Below are 14,329 nucleotides of genomic sequence, written 5' to 3'. Positions count from 1 at the left end.
AACCGGAGAAGAGCAGCCGGGGCGGTGGGCGATGGTGCCAGAGAAAGAGCCGGGGGAGCCGGGGGAGCCGGGGGAGCCGGGGGAGCCGGGGGAGCCGGAGAGTACGGCGCAGCGCCGGGCTCGGCGCGCGCAGTTCCTTCGCGACTTGAACGAGGCGCGCGAACTGCGCGACCGCGTCCAACCCAGGCGCGCCCGCGCGGCTCGCATGCGCCAACAGATGCGCATGCGCACCTTCCGCTGGTAACTCCGCCCCCTCCCGCCTCTCCCGCCCATTACCGGACCCGCACGAAGAGCCATCCCGCACGAAGAGCCCGCCGGCGTTCGAGGTGCCCGGCCCGCGCGACGCGCTATGCGCGGCGGGGCCATGCGTGGCGGGGCCATGCGTGGCGGGGCCATGCGTGGCGGGGCCATGCGTGGCGGGGCCGCCCGCCGAGAACGGCCCCGCCGGCGTTCGAGCGCGGTTTCGGGGGGCGTCCGGGACCCGCCGCCGCACCGACCCCGCCGGCCCCGGCCGCCCCACGCCCCACGCGACTCGACGCGGCTCGACGCGGCAGCACCCCGGCCCGGTACCCGGCCCCGGGGGACACGGGGGACACGCCCACCCCCGCAGCCGGGTCCCGGCAGCCCAACGCCGCCCCCGCACAACCCGCGGAGCGCACGGCACGGGACGACGCAAGCGCGGAAGACCTCTCGCAAAGCCGCTGTTTCTGCCACGATGCCGATGGGGCGGGGTACGAACGGCTCGCACACGGCCGTCGCGACCCCAACCTCAGGCCGGGGGGACCTCCAACCGGCACGCCTACGACCAGTGGGAGAGTCACGGTGTACTTCGCCGCACTGCTCGCGCGCACCGAAGACGGGTGGGAAGCGAGCGACATGGAACTCGACGACGTCGAGTCCTTGAGTGATCTGATCGATCTCGCCCGGTCCGCCGCTGTCGACGACGACACGGTGGTCGCCCTCATCGAGCAGGAGGACGCCTGGTTCGGCGTCATCCGCGTGGACGGCGAGGAGGACCCTCGGTACTTCGTATCGAACGCCTCCGCGGCCGACCGCAGCTCCTACGGCTCGATGCTGACCAAAGAGCTGCTGGGCAATGAGGAGGAGGACGACGAACTCGACGAACTCGACCTGGACGGCACCGAGGACGGCGAGGAGGACGCCATCGCCGCCTTCACCACCGAGGAGGACGACGCGGACGAAGGGGTCCATGGCGGTGCCGAGCCGGTACCGGCCGGTCCGCTCGGCGACCCGCGGCTGCTCGACGACCTCGGCGTGAGCCACAAGCAACTGATGACCCTCGACGGAGACGCCCTCTCGGAGATCGCCGAGTCGCTCGGTGCGACCGAGGTCCTGGAGGCCGTCCGCTAGTGATCACCGAGCACCACACGCACCACCCCGGTCCCGACCCCGTACGGGACCCCTGGCGGGACTCCATGCGCCTGGCCCTCCAGGAGGCCGCCCTGGCGGTGCCGGCCGGCGACGTGCCGGTCGGCGCCGTCCTGCTCGGTCCGGACCGCGAGCTCCTCGCCACCGGGCACAACGAGCGCGAGGCGACCGGCGACCCCACGGCCCACGCCGAGGTGCTCGCGCTGCGCCGGGCCGCCGCCGAACTCGGGGAGTGGCGGCTGACCGGATGCACCCTGGTGGTGACCCTGGAGCCGTGCGTGATGTGCGCGGGCGCCCTGGTGCAGTCCCGGGTGGCCCGGGTCGTCTACGGCGCCGACGACGAGAAGGCGGGCGCGGCGGGGTCGCTGTGGGACCTCGTACGGGACCGCAGGCTCAACCACCGTCCGGAGGTGATCCGTGGCGTCCTCGCGGACGAGTGCGCCACCCAACTGACGGACTTCTTCCGCCACCTGTGACCCTCCCGGGGCGGCTCGTGGCGCGGCGCCGGATACGGATTTCAGAGCACGGCGCTCTTTGGGCTAAGCTCTCTCTCGGTAGCGTGTCCGAGCGGCCGAAGGAGCACGCCTCGAAAGCGTGTGATGGTGCAAGCTATCCGTGGGTTCAAATCCCACCGCTACCGCTCTGATCGAGAGCCCCGCCCCGCAAGGGTCGGGGCTCTCGGCGTTCCCGCCGCCGATGCGCCTCGACGTTCCCGTCCCCTTGCGCCTCGGCCCGATACGCCCCGGTGCCCGAGGCCCGCCTCCCCGGCCCGTAGTACCGAGGCCGAAGCACGGAGACCGACGATCAGACGCCCGTCCGGGCCGGCCCCGTCGTACCGGCCACGCAGGGCGAGCAGGCGGGGCAGGCAGGCAGGGCAGGCGGGGCAGGTTCCAGACGTCCGGCGCCCCGACGCGCAGCGCCCCGTACGGCCGCCTCCCGGGCGCATCCGCGTGACCGGCCGCCCGCTCGGCCGTTGTCACGGCATGACCAAGACCCAGCGCATGCTCGCCGCCTTCGCCCTCGCGGGGGCCGCCGCGGGCCTCGCCGCACCCGCCGCCTCCGCCGCGCCGATCGCCCCTCTCACCCTGCCGGACCTGCCGCAGGCCGCCCCGGGCATGCCGAAGGGGGCCACGCCCGGCTCCGTCCGGGAGATCGGCGAGAAGCTCACCGCCCTCAACCAGCTCGGCCGGCTGATGGACCTCCCGAACGACCTCGCGCCGGTGGTCGCCCCCGTCCAGCCCCTCACCGACCTCGCCGGCGCCATCGGCTGACCGGCCTTGCCGGCCTGACCACCGACCCGGCCACCGGTCCGCCCGCCGGCCCCTGCCAGGTCCGGGCCCCGGCCGAGGGAGCCCCGCACGCGAAGAAGGCCCCGGCCGAAGCCGGGACCTTCACACGTGGACGGGGGGAGCGGCGTCGGGGGGACGAGCCGCTCCCCCCGATGAGACCGAACCTGCCGGTCCGGGCCGCGGCCGGGGGGGAGGGCCGCGGTCCGGACCCCGCAGCGAGGCCCTTTCCCTCACCCACCGATTTCCTGCCAGAACCGGTGGGCTCGTGCTCCATCCTGCGCCCTCCCCTCCCGCCCGGTGACCGACCAAGGACCCGTACCGACGGGCCCTTGGTCCTTAAAGGGCAGGTGAGTGTCCAAACCTGACCGGTTAGACTCACCCGACTCAGCAGGACCGGTTGGGGAGGCCGACACCGCTCGTGGACACCAAGAAGATCGTCATGGGCGCGCTCGTCGTCTTCGTACTCTTCGTGATCATCACTCAACCCGTCAAAGCCGCCGATATGGTCCAAATAGGCTTCCAAGGGATCTCGGATGCCGCCCATGCGATCGGCGAGTTCATGACCGAACTGGTGCGCTGAACCCGTACGCTGAAGCGGATTCCGGACTTACCGGCCCCCCACTCCGACGGGTGGGGGGCTTTTTGTGTTATCCGTGTTCCGGGCGAATATCCCGATATGCCCAAACTGCCCAATCTACCCTCAACACGGCTATATCAGGTGCTTGCACACAGTGCACATCTCTTGTGATGCTATGACCGCTTTTGACGGATAGTTGACTGAAGGGGTGGCGTGACCGTGCCGGCCAGTACTGCGCCTCAGGTGCCACCCCAGCAAGACCCCCAGAGCCCGCAGAGCCCCCCGAGCCCGCCGAGCCCCCTGCGTCCCGAGGACGGCCCGAACGCCCCGAGCGCGCAGGAACCCCCGGAACCGACCGAACCGGCCCGGCCGGCGTCCCACGACCCCCAGGTCCCCCCGCAGCAGGAGTCCCCGCAGCAGGAATCTCCACAGCAGGAGTCCCCGCCGGCCCCCCCGGAGGAGCCCCCGGCCGCCCCCCGGCCGCAGAGCCGGGGCGCCGACACCCGAGCCCTGACCCAGGTGCTGTTCGGGCAGCTCAAGAACCTCCAGCCGGGAAGCCGCGACCACACCCGGGTCCGCGGGGCCCTCATCGAGGCCAACCTTCCCCTCGTCCGCTACGCCGCCGCCCGCTTCCGCAGCCGCAACGAACCGATGGAGGACGTCGTCCAGGTCGGAACGATCGGTCTGATCAACGCGATCGACCGCTTCGACCCCGACCGCGGGGTGCAGTTCCCGACCTTCGCGATGCCCACGGTGGTCGGCGAGATCAAACGGTACTTCCGCGACAACGTGCGCACCGTCCACGTCCCGCGCCGCCTCCACGAACTCTGGGTCCAGGTCAACGCGGCCACCGAGGACCTCACCACGCTGCACGGACGCACCCCCACCACCCCCGAGATCGCCGAGCGACTGCGCATCACCGAGGACGAGGTGCTGTCCTGCATCGAGGCCGGCCGGAGCTACCACGCAACCTCGCTCGAAGCCGCCCAGGAGGGTGACGGAATGCCCGGCCTGTTGGACCGCCTCGGCTACGAGGACCCCGAACTGGCCGGCGTCGAGCACCGCGACCTCGTCCGACACCTCCTCGTACAACTGCCCGAGCGCGAACAGCGGATCCTGCTGCTGCGGTACTACAACAATCTGACGCAGTCGCAGATCAGTGCTGAGCTGGGGGTTTCCCAGATGCACGTGTCACGGCTGCTCGCCCGGAGCTTCGCCCGCCTGCGATCCGCAAACAGGATCGAGGCGTAACCGGAACGGGTGGAGATCACCTGACGCGTTTCCCGACAGACCGGGCTCATTCCGGTCTGTCGCTGGAGATACATGTCGACAAGGCGCTACAGCGTGTTGCCGACATGTGACATTCTGCTGGAACCGCGTTTGCCGCAGCCCCGCCTCCGGTATTCAGGTGGAGGCTGCGTTCCTCCGACGGGCGCGCAGAGAAGCGCGACCGTCCGCGACCTCAAGGGGGTGGCATGTCCGTAGACCAGGGCAGCTCCAAGGTGCTCACGCTCGTCAAGCGTGAGCTGCCGGCAGTGTCCAACCGCTCGGAAGCCATCGACACCCGCACGCTCTCCCGCTCCCTCTTCCAGCGACTTGCCGCCCTGGACGTGGACAGCCCCGAACGCGCGTACGTACGCGACACCCTGATCGAGCTGAACCTCCCCCTGGTGCGGTACGCGGCGGCCCGCTTCCGCAGCCGTAACGAGCCGATGGAAGACATCGTCCAGGTGGGAACCATCGGCCTCATCAAGGCGATCGACCGCTTCGACTGCGAACGCGGTGTCGAGTTCCCGACCTTCGCCATGCCGACGGTCGTGGGCGAGATCAAACGATTCTTTAGGGACACGTCCTGGTCCGTGCGCGTCCCGCGCCGCCTCCAGGAGCTGCGCCTGGCCCTCACCAAGGCCAGCGACGAACTGGCCCAGAAGCTGGACCGGTCCCCGACCGTGCCCGAGCTGGCCGCCGTGCTCGGCGTGTCCGAGGAGGACGTGGTCGACGGCCTGGCCGTGGGCAACGCGTACACCGCCTCCTCGCTGGACTCGCCGTCCCCCGAGGACGAGGGCGGCGAGGGCTCCCTCGCCGATCGCCTGGGGTACGAGGACAGCGCGCTCGAAGGGGTCGAGTACCGGGAGTCGCTCAAGCCACTGCTGGCGAAGCTCCCGCCCCGGGAGCGGCAGATCATCATGCTGCGGTTCTTCGCCAACATGACGCAGTCGCAGATCGGCGAGGAGGTCGGGATCTCCCAGATGCACGTCTCCCGGCTGCTCACGCGCACGCTCGCCCAGTTGCGCGTCGGCCTCATCGGCGAGTGACCACCCGATAAGCGCTGCCGCTCGCTTCCGAAATGACGGATCGTCAGTAACACTGGCGCGATGCGAACGGGAACCCGCCGGGCGGCAGCACTCACCCTCTGCGGCGCGGTCGCCGTCGTGGCCCTGGGCGGCTGCGGCGGTCCGGCCCGCGGCGGCTACGCCGCTGTGGGCGCGGCCGCCCCCGGCCCGGGTGGGAACGTACCGCCGGCCGGCGAGGTGGAGCTCCAACAGCTCGGAGCCCCGGCGGCGGGCGGCGGTGCGCCATCGGCCGCACGCGGTACGTCGCCCGGTGCGGGGGACACGGGGACCTCGGCCGACTCCGCCAGGGGCGGATCCACGTCCACCTCCCCCGGCGGCTCCGCGTCTCCTGGCGCCCCACCGGACGCCGACCCCGCCACCACCACCCCCGGCGCCCCCCACAGCCCCGAAAACCCGGGCTCGGGCACCGGCTCGGGCACCGCCTCAGGCTCGGGATCAGGGTCCGGCTCACCGGGGCCGTCCGGGTCCACGCCCGTGCCCACGCCGGGCAAACCGGGCACCCCGTCACCACCTCCGGCCACCCCGGCGCGCCTGACGGTCGGCACCCCCCTCCGGGCGGCGACCGGCGACCGCTGGTGCGAGCGCGTCACGGTCACCTTCACCAACACAGGCAGCACCGCGGCCCGTTCGGGCACGGTGAGCTTCGCCACGCACATCATCGGCGCGCTCGGCGTCGACTGGGCCACGATCACCACGACCCAGCCGCTGCCCGCTCCGATCGCCGGCGGGACGTCGAAGACACAGACCTACACGGTCTGCGTCGAGTCCTGGCGGGTGCCCCTCGGCATGCGGGTCGAGACCCGGAACGTCAGCGCCACCTGGAGCTGACCCGTGGCGCCCCGCGCAGGAAGGGCTGCGGGGGCGGCCCGGGACTATCCGAGGGCGAGCCAGGCGACCGCCGCGATCACGACGAGCGCGGCGAGGGCCAGGCCGATCCACAGACCGGTCTTCGGGGCCTCCTTCGCCGGCCGACGCCGACGGGCTCCGGGCACGGTGGCACGTACCGGCTCGACCTCCTCGACGAACGCCCGGAACATCTGGGTACTGCCCGCCGGGTCGTAGTTGCCCTCGGGGCCGGGTGAGTTGTGGTTCGCAGCCATGGGTCCGCACCCTAGCGGGTTTTCCCATTCCTTTACCGCCTACCCCCACCCATCCATGTGCCTGTGGCAACTCCGATGATCGGCGGCCGTACCGGCACATCGCCGTCTTCAGGGCGCTGACCGGTCCCGGTCTCGGCATGATGACGCAGAACCTGGCCCCGACCTGGACAAGCTGCCTGAGGTCGAATCCGGCGTCGCCCGCCCCGGCCGCGGCGGGCACCGTCCAGGAGGCCCCGGCGGTCGCCCGGGCCGAGTAGTCACCGACCCGGCCGCCCCGACCGGACGGCAAGGTGCCGCAGACGAGATCCTCGTCTGCGGCACCTTGCCGTTCCGGATTCCGCCCGGGTCAGGACGTGCAGCTCGCGGGCGACGTCAGGACGTGCCGGTGGCGGGCGAGGTCAGGTCGTAGAAGGTGGCTCCGCCGACCGTGGTGGCCTTGAAGCCGGCCTTCACCCAGCTCTCGATGGCGCTGCTCGTGCCCCCGCCCGGACCGGCGGCCCCGCGTCGGGCCGTGCCGGCCTCCCCGCCCTGACCTTGAGCCTGGGCCTGGCTCTCGCTCCGGGCGATGAACCAGTGGATGCGGCCGGCCTTCACGTAGGCCTTGAACTGCTCCGGTGTCGGCGAGGGATCGCTGCCGTTGAAGCCGCCGATCGCCATGACGGGTGCGCCGGAGGCCAGTTGGTAGCTCGCCGCGTTCTGCGAGCCGATGGCCGCCGCCGCCCACGTGTAGCGCGCGGCGTCGGCCCGCAGTGCGGCCGTGGCCTCGGCGCTCGCCTTGGTGCCGTTCAGGAGCCCGCCGGGGCCGCCGCCTGCGTTGCCCCGCGAGCCGGCGCGACGGGTCGCACCGGGCACCCCCATCGCACCGGCCGGGCCGGTCGGGCCGGTGCCGCCGGGAGCCCTGGTGCCCGGGGCGCCGGGGGGCCGTCCGCCGGGCGGCATGTGGGGTCCGCCGCCCTGGGCGCCTGGCGGCATCGCGCCGCCGGGGCCGTAGAACGCGCGCATGCCGCGTCCGCCCGGGCCACCGCCGCCCGCCACCGCCGGGCCGGCCGTCACGATGGAGCCCTCGTGCGGGGTGTCCACCGTGGTCAGGCAGTACGCGAGGGGGCCGGCCAACGCCGCGCCGAGACCGACGGCCGCCACCGCCAAGACCACCCCACGGCCCAACCGAGCGGCGAAAGGCAGCGCGGCGGCGGCGCCGAGACCCGCCACGAGCACCGTCCAGCGCAGCCACGGCAGGTAGCCGGTGGCGCGGCCGAGCAGTACGAACGCCCAGTACGCGGTGAGCGCGAGGGTTCCGGCGAGGGTCAGGGAGGCGGCCCGGCTGCCCCGCTCCTCCCAGAGCACGGCCACGCCCATGCCGACGAGCGCGGCCACGAAGGGCGCGAGGGCCACGGTGTAGTACTCGTGGAAGATGCCCTGCATGTAGCTGAAGACCAGACCGGTGATCAGCAGGGAGCCGCCCCAGGCGAGGAAGGCCGCGCGGGCCATGCTCTCCAGTGAATCCGTGGCCCGGCGGGCCCGCCAGGTGATCACCAGTCCGGCGACGAGCATGACCAGGGCCGCCGGGAGCAGCCAGGAGATCTGGCCGCCGATGTCGGTCGAGAAGAGCCGGTCGATGCCGGTGGCACCCCAACCTCCACCACCACCGCCCGGGCGGCCACCGCCGCCGACGCTGCCGGTCTCGTCGCCGTTGATCCGGCCCAGCCCGTTGTAGCCGAAGGTCAGCTCCAGGAAGGAGTTGTTCTGCGAGCCCCCGATGTAGGGGCGGGACGCGGCCGGCCACAGCTCCACCACGGCCACCCACCAGCCGCCCGTGGTCACCATCACGAATCCGGCGAGCAGCAACTGACCGAGTCGCCCACGCAGCCGCGTCGGAGCGCAGACCGCGTACAGCACGGCCAGCGGAGGAAGGATGACCAGGGCCTGGAGCGTCTTCGTCAGGAAGGCGGCCCCGACCGCGGCGCCGGCCGCCACCAGCCAGCCGGTGCGTGCTCCGTCCAGCGCCCGCAGGACGCAGTGCACCGTGACGGTCATCAGCAGCGCGAGCAGCGCGTCGGGGTTGTTGAAGCGGAACATCAAGGCCGCCACGGGGGTCAGCGCGAAGACCGCGCCGCTCAGCAGGGCGGCGACGGGGCCGAACTGACGCCGGACGGCGGCGTGGAGCACCGCGGTGGTGCCGACGCCCATCAGGGCCTGCGGGATCAGGATCTGCCAGCCGCCCAGCCCGAAGAGTCGCACCGACAGGGCCATCGGCCACAGGGCGGCCGGGGGTTTGTCGACGGTGATGGAGTTGCCGGCGTCGGAGGAACCGAAGAAGAAGGCTTTCCAGCTCTCGGAACCCGCTTGGGCCGCGGCCGAGTAGAAGGAGTTCGCATAGCCGGAGGCACCCAGGTTCCACAGCAGCAGGACCGCCGTGAGGAGCAGGAGCACGACGTACGCGGGGTGTTCCCAGCGGGGCCGGTCGGTCGCCGCCGCGGTGGTGGTGACCGGTGGGGCGGGTGGGAACAGGGGCACTGCTGCCGTCGTCATCGGATGTCGTCCTTCGTGGGATTGCCGCGCCGCTCGGGGAAGACCCAGGCGCGGAAGAGCAGGAAGCGCAGCACGGTGGCGGCGAGGTTGGCCGTGATGAGTACGGCGAGTTCGGTGCCGTGGGCGGGGCCGGTGCTGTGGCCGGTGTCGGTGCCGGCCGCGTCCAGGGCGGCGAGTGAACCGCTGGTCAGGGCGAGGCCGATGGCGAAGACCAGCAGCCCCTGGGCCTGGTGGCGCACGACGCGGGCACGCCCCCTCACCCCGAAGGTGAGCCGGCGGTTGGCGGCGGTGTTGGCCAAGGCCGACAGCAGCAGGGCGGTCGCGTTGGCGACCTGTGGGCCGGCCGAGGTCCGGAAGGCGGAGTACAGCGCCAGGTAGAGCAGGGTGCTGAGCAGCCCGACCGCGCAGAAGCCGAGGAGCTGGCGGGCCAACCCGCGGGGGACGCCGGGCAGCGCCGTCCGGTCCCGCGGGTCGTCCCCGAAGGGACGCGCCAGCCGGTCGAGCGGCAGTGCGCCGACCGCGAGCGCCCGGCCGACGCGCCAGACGCCCTTGAGGTCCTCGGCGGCGGTACGGGCGATGTGGACGGTGGAGTCGGGGTCGTCCACCCAGTCCACCGGAACTTCGTGGATACGGAGCCCCGCCCGCTCGGCCAGCACCAGCAACTCGGTGTCGAAGAACCAGCCCGAGTCCTCGACGAGCGGCAGCAGTCGTTCGGCGACCTCGCGGCGGATGGCTTTGAACCCGCATTGCGCGTCGCTGAAGCGGGCGGCGAGAGAGGAACGCAGCAGCAGGTTGTAGGCCCGGGAGACGAACTCGCGCTTCGCTCCCCGCACCACGCGGGAGGAGCGCGCGAGCCGGGTGCCGATGGCGAGGTCCGAGTGACCGGAGATCAGCGGGGCGACCAGGGGCAGCAGCGCGTTCAGGTCGGTGGAGAGATCCACGTCCATGTAGGCGAGGACGGGAGCCTCGGAGCGCGACCATACGGTGCGCAGGGCGCGGCCGCGTCCCTTCTCCTCCAGCCGGGTGCTGCGGACCCCTGCCACGGCGGCGGCGAGGGCGGCCGCGACGGCCGGGGTCCGGTCCGTGCTGGCGTTGTCGGCGATGGTGATGCGGAAGGGGTACGGGAAGGTTCTGGTGAGGTGATCGTGCAGCCGGCGCACGCACGGGCCGAGGTCCTTCTCCTCGTTGAACACCGGGATCACCACGTCGAGTACGGGCTCACCGGGCACGGGTGCCAGGTGCACCCGGGCCGGAAGGGCTCCGAGGCCGGGAGAGGTGTCGGTTGGCATGCTCCGACCCTCGTCGGGTGAACTGTCACCGCTGTGTGGTGAGCCTGTGCTCCGTCTGTGAGTCGGCCCGTTCCGAGGCCTGCGCGAGGGGCAGGAGGACCTCGAAGCAGGTTTTGCCGGGCCGGCTGCGGACCTCGACCCGGCCGCCGTGGGCGGTGACCACGGCCTGGACGATGGCGAGCCCGAGGCCGGTGGACCCGGCCGCCCGGGACCGGGACGCGTCACCGCGGGCGAACCGCTCGAAGACGTGCGGCAGCAATTCGGCCGGTATACCAGGCCCGTTGTCCTCGACCCGCAGGCGAACGAGCGATGTTTCACGTGAAACGCCGGACGCTTCGGGGTGTGTTTCACGTGAAACATGTGCGGTGACGGTGGTGCCGGGCGGGGTATGGGTGCGGGCGTTGGCGAGGAGGTTCACCAGGACTTGTTGGATGCGGGCCGGGTCGGCCCGGATGGTGGCGGGTTCGTCCGGCAATTCCAGCCGCCAGTGGTGTTCGGGCCCGGCGGCCCGCGCGTCGCTGACGGCGTCGACGACGAGGGGAGCGAGATCGGTGGTGGTCTCACTGGTGCCGAGCGGCCGGCCCGCGTCCAGCCGGGCCAGCAGCAGGAGGTCTTCGACCAGGCCGGTCATGCGGGTGGCTTCGGACTCGATGCGCCCCAGGGCATGGCGGGTGTCGGGGCCGGGCTCCTCGTGGCTCCGACGGGTCAGCTCGGCGTAGCCCCGGATCGAGGCCAACGGGGTACGCAGCTCGTGGCTGGCGTCGGCCACGAATTGACGGACCCGGGTCTCGCTCTGCTGCCGCGCGGTGAGGGCGGAGGAGACATGGCCCAGCATCCGGTTGAAAGCCGCTCCGACCTGACCGATCTCGGTACGGGGGTCGGCCTCGGCGTCCGGCACCCGCTCGTGCAGCGCGGGTTCTCCGCTGTGCAGGGGGAGTTCGGAAACGCGGGTGGCGGTGACGGCCACGCGCCGCAACGGGCGCAGCGCCACACCGACGAGCGCCTGTCCGGCGAGGGAGGCCGCGATCAGGCCGGCCAGGGTGGCGAAGACCTCCACCGCGATCAGTGTCCGCACGGTGGAGTCGACTTCGGCGAGCCGAAAGCCGAGGACGAGGCTCCCGTCAGGAGCGGTGAGCACGCGGTAGCCCCCCAGCTCGGGCAGATCGAGCTCCAGCGGCCCGGGGCGGCCTTGAGCGGCCTTGTGGACGGCCCTCAGCAAAGCCGTGGTCTGGGCGTCGGTGAGGGGCGGGCGGGGGTCGAACTCGGGGCCGACGACCGTTGCGTTGCGGGCGCTGCCGATGACCTTGCCGTCCGTGTCGAGCCTGATCCCGGCGGCGTCCGGCGGGGTGCCGGCGAGTACGAAGCCGAGGTCGGCCTCCCGGGCGGGCTTGCCGGCGCGAGGGCCTCGGGTGGCCATCGTGATGGAGGTGCGCAGCTGGTCGTCCAGTTGCTCGACCAGGTACTGGCGCAGCGCGAAGGTGGTGACGGTGCCGATGGCCGCGCCGACGACCGCGATCAGCGCCACCGCCGCCAGGACGAGTCGGGACCGCAGCGACCAGGGCCGCCGGCCGCGCCGCGCCGCGCGGCCCGGGCGCCGGCTCCCGGGAAGACGTACGGCCACTACTCGGCCGGCTTGATCAGGTAGCCGGCGCCCCGTCGGGTGTGGATCAGCGGCGGCAGTCCGGGGCCGCTCTCCAGCTTGCGCCGCAGGTAGGAGATGTACAGCTCGACCACGTTGGCCTGGCCGCCGAAGTCGTAGGACCACACCCGGTCCAGGATCTGCGCCTTGCTCAGCACCCGGCGCGGGTTGCGCATCAGATAGCGCAGCAGCTCGAACTCGGTGGCCGTCAGGTGGATCTCCCGGCCGCCGCGGGTCACCTCGTGGCTGTCCTCGTCCAACCGGAGGTCACCGACGGCCAGGACCGAGCCGCCGCGGGCCGCCTGAGCCGCGCCCGAGCGGCGGACCAGGCCGCGCAGCCTGGCCACGACCTCCTCCAGGCTGAACGGCTTGGTGACGTAGTCGTCGCCGCCCGCCGTGAGTCCGGCGATGCGGTCCTCCACGGAGTCCTTGGCGGTCAGGAACAGCACGGGCACGTGCGGGAGCTCCCGCCGCAGCTGCCCGAGCACGGCGAGGCCGTCCATGTCCGGAAGCATGACGTCGAGGAGCACCACGTCCGGGCGGAACTCCCGAGCCGTCCGCACCGCGCCCGCACCGTCGCCGGCGCTGCGGACCTCGCACCCCTCGTAGCGCAGGGCCATGGAGAGGAGTTCGGAGAGCGCGGCCTCGTCGTCGACGACGAGAACCCGGCACGGGCCGCCGTCGGGTCGCAGGAGGGCCGTGTGCTTGCCGGCGGACGTGGACGCGTGAGAGGTGGTCGTCGCAGTCATGCGTACACGCTCGACGCGACCTCTGAGAGCGTTCTTGCGCCTGCCTGTGAATTTCCTGAGAACCGGGAGTCGGCGCGGCCCCCGTTCGTGGCTTACGCCAGGCGGAACAGGCGGGCGCCGTTGTCGTGGCAGACCGCCCGCAGCCACTCGTCCCCGAGGCCGAGCCGTTCGAGGGCGGCAAGCTGGTGCTCGTAGGGATACGGAATGTTCGGGAAGTCGGTGCCGAGCAGGATCCGGTCGCCGAGGTCCGCCAGCCGGCCGAGGTCGTCCGCAGGGAAACCGGTGAACTGCTCGGAGAAGTCGGTGAAGGCCATGGTGGTGTCGAGGCGGACCTCGGGGTAGCGGTCGGCCAGGTCGAGGAAGTCCACGTACTCGGGCATGCCCATGTGGGCGATGACCAGGGGCAGCCGGGGGTGGCGGGCCAGTAGACGGGCGATCGGCTCGGGCCCGGTGTGCTTGCCCGGTACCGGCCCCGAACCACAGTGGATCACGATCGGGACGGCAGCCTCGGCCAGCAGCCCCCAGACCGGTCGGAGCCGTTCGTCGTTCGGGTCGTACGCCCCGACCTGGAGGTGCGCCTTGAAAATGCGCGCCCCTGCCTCCACGGCCTGGCCGACGTACTCCGCCACGCCCTCCTCCGGGAAGAAGGTCGCGGTGTGAAGGCAGTCGGGGGTCCGGGCGGCGAAGTCCGCGGCCCACGCGTTGAGCCAGGCGGCCATCGCCGGCTTGTGCGGGTAGAGCATGGCGGTGAAGGCCCGTACACCGAAGGCGCGCAGCAGCGCGACCCGCTGCTCCTCCTCGTGCCGGTAGGTGATGGGCCACTCGACCCCGGTCAGCGGGCCGACGGCGTCGAAGTAGTCCCACACCTTGTCCAGGACCCGCTCGGGCATGAAGTGGGTGTGCACGTCGACCAGCCCGGGTAGTCCCAGCCGTTCACGGAAGGCGCGGAGTGCCTCAACCGTTGTCTCGGACAAAGCCGTGGCTCCGTTCGACCGTGGCGACGTGCAGCGTGTAGCTCTCGTACCAGTGGGCGCGGCCGTGCTCCATCGCGGCCTGGTGTTCCAGGTTCTCCCGCCACTCGGCGAGGGAGTCGTGGTCGCGGAAGTAGGCGACGGTGATGCCGAGGCCGCCCGGGGTGCGCGCGGACTCGTAGCCGAGGAAGCCGGGGTTGGCCCGGACGATCTCGTTCATCCGGGCGTTGGTCTCCGGGTAGTCGGTCTCGTCGGGGGTGCGGACGTTGGTGAAGACGGCCATCACGTACGGCGGTTCGTACGCGGGTGCGGGCTGGATGCTCATGACGCCCACCCTCCGGGGCGGCCTTTCGCATGTCCACCCGAAGGGGGGCCGGGGAGCCAAAGGGATCCAAGTTTTGACCTTGGTACCCCCTGGTCCGGCCTCAGACGCGGCCCGGTCC

15 protein-coding genes and 1 tRNA gene are annotated in these 14,329 nt (G+C 72.1%); 9 read left to right on the top strand and 7 right to left on the bottom strand.

The window, feature by feature from the left end:
• Positions 1-31: 31 nt before the first annotated feature.
• The 9 genes from ACFVXJ_RS11575 (at position 32) to ACFVXJ_RS11535 (ending at position 6,437) form a co-directional block, all read left to right on the top strand.
• Positions 32-244, top strand: coding sequence for a hypothetical protein (locus ACFVXJ_RS11575; RefSeq protein WP_389661514.1), 213 nt, complete (start codon positions 32-34; stop codon positions 242-244).
• 578 nt (positions 245-822) lie between these two features.
• Positions 823-1,371: a hypothetical protein gene (locus ACFVXJ_RS11570; RefSeq protein WP_389661513.1), complete on the top strand. Its 549-nt coding sequence runs from the start codon at positions 823-825 to the stop codon at positions 1,369-1,371.
• Positions 1,372-1,436: 65 nt separating this feature from the next.
• Positions 1,437-1,865: a tRNA adenosine(34) deaminase TadA gene (gene tadA / locus ACFVXJ_RS11565; RefSeq protein WP_389661576.1), complete on the top strand. Its 429-nt coding sequence runs from the start codon at positions 1,437-1,439 to the stop codon at positions 1,863-1,865.
• A 77-nt stretch (positions 1,866-1,942) separates the two neighbouring features.
• Positions 1,943-2,029: transfer RNA gene (locus tag ACFVXJ_RS11560), tRNA-Ser, on the top strand.
• Positions 2,030-2,372: 343 nt separating this feature from the next.
• Positions 2,373-2,660, top strand: a complete 288-nt coding sequence (locus ACFVXJ_RS11555) for a hypothetical protein (RefSeq protein WP_389661512.1) — start codon at positions 2,373-2,375, stop codon at positions 2,658-2,660.
• 436 nt (positions 2,661-3,096) lie between these two features.
• The gene (locus tag ACFVXJ_RS11550) at positions 3,097-3,258 is read left to right on the top strand and encodes a hypothetical protein (protein ID WP_361317311.1); all 162 of its coding nucleotides are present in this window, start codon (positions 3,097-3,099) and stop codon (positions 3,256-3,258) included.
• Between the two features lie 216 nt (positions 3,259-3,474).
• Positions 3,475-4,506 (top strand): RNA polymerase sigma factor SigF, encoded by a 1,032-nt coding sequence (locus ACFVXJ_RS11545; protein WP_389661511.1) that lies wholly within the window; start codon positions 3,475-3,477, stop codon positions 4,504-4,506.
• A 224-nt stretch (positions 4,507-4,730) separates the two neighbouring features.
• Positions 4,731-5,570, top strand: a complete 840-nt coding sequence (locus ACFVXJ_RS11540) for an RNA polymerase sigma factor SigF (protein WP_190185484.1) — start codon at positions 4,731-4,733, stop codon at positions 5,568-5,570.
• Positions 5,571-5,630: 60 nt separating this feature from the next.
• The gene (locus ACFVXJ_RS11535) at positions 5,631-6,437 is read left to right on the top strand and encodes a hypothetical protein (protein WP_389661510.1); all 807 of its coding nucleotides are present in this window, start codon (positions 5,631-5,633) and stop codon (positions 6,435-6,437) included.
• A gap of 44 nt (positions 6,438-6,481) precedes the next feature.
• Here the strand turns inward: ACFVXJ_RS11535 and ACFVXJ_RS11530 are convergent, their stop codons facing one another.
• From ACFVXJ_RS11530 to ACFVXJ_RS11500, 7 genes are all read right to left on the bottom strand, one after another.
• Positions 6,482-6,709, bottom strand: coding sequence for a hypothetical protein (locus tag ACFVXJ_RS11530; RefSeq protein ID WP_389661509.1), 228 nt, complete (start codon positions 6,707-6,709; stop codon positions 6,482-6,484).
• A gap of 372 nt (positions 6,710-7,081) precedes the next feature.
• Positions 7,082-9,238, bottom strand: a complete 2,157-nt coding sequence (locus ACFVXJ_RS11525; protein WP_389661508.1) for an ArnT family glycosyltransferase — start codon at positions 9,236-9,238, stop codon at positions 7,082-7,084.
• A complete protein-coding gene (locus ACFVXJ_RS11520) occupies positions 9,235-10,527 on the bottom strand; it encodes a glycosyltransferase (RefSeq protein ID WP_389661507.1) in 1,293 nt (430 codons plus the stop codon). Before ACFVXJ_RS11520 ends, ACFVXJ_RS11525 begins: the two co-directional genes overlap by 4 nt.
• Before the next feature lie 25 nt (positions 10,528-10,552).
• On the bottom strand, positions 10,553-12,148 hold the full coding sequence (locus ACFVXJ_RS11515) for a sensor histidine kinase (RefSeq protein WP_389661506.1): 1,596 nt from the start codon (positions 12,146-12,148) through the stop codon (positions 10,553-10,555).
• On the bottom strand, positions 12,148-12,915 hold the full coding sequence (locus ACFVXJ_RS11510; RefSeq protein ID WP_389661505.1) for a response regulator transcription factor: 768 nt from the start codon (positions 12,913-12,915) through the stop codon (positions 12,148-12,150). The genes ACFVXJ_RS11515 and ACFVXJ_RS11510 overlap by 1 nt, the downstream gene beginning before the upstream one ends.
• 92 nt (positions 12,916-13,007) lie before the next feature.
• Entirely contained in the window at positions 13,008-13,889 is an 882-nt protein-coding gene (locus ACFVXJ_RS11505) for an amidohydrolase family protein (RefSeq protein ID WP_389661504.1), read from the bottom strand.
• A complete protein-coding gene (locus ACFVXJ_RS11500; protein WP_389661503.1) occupies positions 13,870-14,211 on the bottom strand; it encodes an antibiotic biosynthesis monooxygenase family protein in 342 nt (113 codons plus the stop codon). Before ACFVXJ_RS11500 ends, ACFVXJ_RS11505 begins: the two co-directional genes overlap by 20 nt.
• Positions 14,212-14,329 lie beyond the last annotated feature (118 nt).

This window comes from Streptomyces sp. NPDC058279 (assembly GCF_042881255.1).
In the GTDB taxonomy this organism is placed as follows: Bacteria; Actinomycetota; Actinomycetes; order Streptomycetales; family Streptomycetaceae; genus Streptomyces.
The sequence above is the reverse complement of the archived record's forward strand: the minus strand, read 5'-3'. Positions and strand labels throughout refer to the sequence as shown.

Excerpts from the sequence above, each read along its gene's own strand:
- ACFVXJ_RS11575 (WP_389661514.1), top strand. The coding sequence starts at position 32 with ATGGTGCCAGAGAAAGAGCCGGGGGAGCCGGGGGAGCCGGGGGAGCCG.
- tadA (WP_389661576.1), top strand. The coding sequence starts at position 1,437 with ATGCGCCTGGCCCTCCAGGAGGCCGCCCTGGCGGTGCCGGCCGGCGAC.
- ACFVXJ_RS11555 (WP_389661512.1), top strand. The coding sequence starts at position 2,373 with ATGACCAAGACCCAGCGCATGCTCGCCGCCTTCGCCCTCGCGGGGGCC.
- ACFVXJ_RS11540 (WP_190185484.1), top strand. The coding sequence starts at position 4,731 with ATGTCCGTAGACCAGGGCAGCTCCAAGGTGCTCACGCTCGTCAAGCGT.
- ACFVXJ_RS11535 (WP_389661510.1), top strand. The coding sequence starts at position 5,631 with ATGCGAACGGGAACCCGCCGGGCGGCAGCACTCACCCTCTGCGGCGCG.
- ACFVXJ_RS11530 (WP_389661509.1), bottom strand. The coding sequence starts at position 6,709 with ATGGCTGCGAACCACAACTCACCCGGCCCCGAGGGCAACTACGACCCG.
- ACFVXJ_RS11525 (WP_389661508.1), bottom strand. The coding sequence starts at position 9,238 with ATGACGACGGCAGCAGTGCCCCTGTTCCCACCCGCCCCACCGGTCACC.
- ACFVXJ_RS11520 (WP_389661507.1), bottom strand. The coding sequence starts at position 10,527 with ATGCCAACCGACACCTCTCCCGGCCTCGGAGCCCTTCCGGCCCGGGTG.
- ACFVXJ_RS11510 (WP_389661505.1), bottom strand. The coding sequence starts at position 12,915 with ATGACTGCGACGACCACCTCTCACGCGTCCACGTCCGCCGGCAAGCAC.
- ACFVXJ_RS11500 (WP_389661503.1), bottom strand. The coding sequence starts at position 14,211 with ATGAGCATCCAGCCCGCACCCGCGTACGAACCGCCGTACGTGATGGCC.